We start from the raw sequence: 951 nt of genomic DNA, 5'->3' as shown, positions 1-951 counted from the left end.
CGCGAACCGAGCGCGATCACCACATCGGCGCGCGAGAGCAGCTTCATCGCCGCCTTCGAGCCTTGGTAGCCGAGCGGACCGCACCACAGCGGGTGACTGGCCGGGAACGAATCGTTGTGAAGGTAGCTGTTGACCACCGGCGCGCCGAGCCGTTCAGCGAACGCCTTGCATTCCTCGACCGCATCGGCCATCACGACACCGCCGCCCGAGATGATCACCGGGAACTTGGCCGTTGCCAGCAACTCGGCCGCTTCGTCGAGCCGTTGCTCACCACCGGCCCCGCGATCGAGTCGCTGCGGCTGCGGAATCTCGGCCTTGATCTGGCCGTAGAAGTAATCGCGCGGGATATTGAGTTGCGTCGGCCCCATTTCGGCCATCGCGCGATCGAAACAGCGGCCGGTGAATTCGGCCATGCGCGCCGGATGCGTCACGTGACCCTGGTATTTGGTGAATTCCTGGAACATCGGCAACTGCTTGGCTTCCTGGAAACCGCCGAGACCGATCCCCATCGTGCCCGCCTCGGGCGTGACGATCACCACCGGGCTGTGCGCCCAATAGGCCGCGGCAATCGCCGTCACGCAGTTGCTGATACCGGGGCCGTTCTGGCCGATCACCACACCATGACGTCCTGAAACACGCGAATAGCCGTCAGCCATGTGTCCGGCGCCTTGCTCGTGCACGACCGGAATCAGGCGGATGCCGGCGGGCGCGAAGATGTCCATCGCGTCCATGAAGGCGGAGCCCATGATGCCGAACATGTCGGTGACGCCGTTGGCGGCGAGCGTTTCGACGAACGCCTCGGAAGGCGTCATGGCCTGGGGGCCGTCGGGGGCAGCAGAAGAGGCAGGGGCGCGGGTGGGGTCGAGTTCGCTCATGGTGTGACGTCTCCGGTGTTTGAATAAAACGGAACATATGGTTCCGAAAACAGCGTGTTGGATCAAATGTAGATCA

Annotated in this window: 1 protein-coding gene; it reads right to left on the bottom strand. The window is 63.6% G+C overall.

Annotated features, from left to right (window positions below):
- A partial coding sequence (locus AWB66_RS32590; protein ID WP_268811173.1) for a thiamine pyrophosphate-binding protein occupies positions 1–875 on the bottom strand: 875 nt, incomplete at its 3' end.
- Between the last annotated feature and the right edge of the window lie 76 nt (positions 876–951).

The sequence above is a fragment of the Caballeronia telluris genome (assembly GCF_001544495.1).
Lineage (GTDB): Bacteria > Pseudomonadota > Gammaproteobacteria > Burkholderiales > Burkholderiaceae > Caballeronia > Caballeronia telluris.
This window is presented reverse-complemented; position numbering and strand designations above follow the sequence as displayed.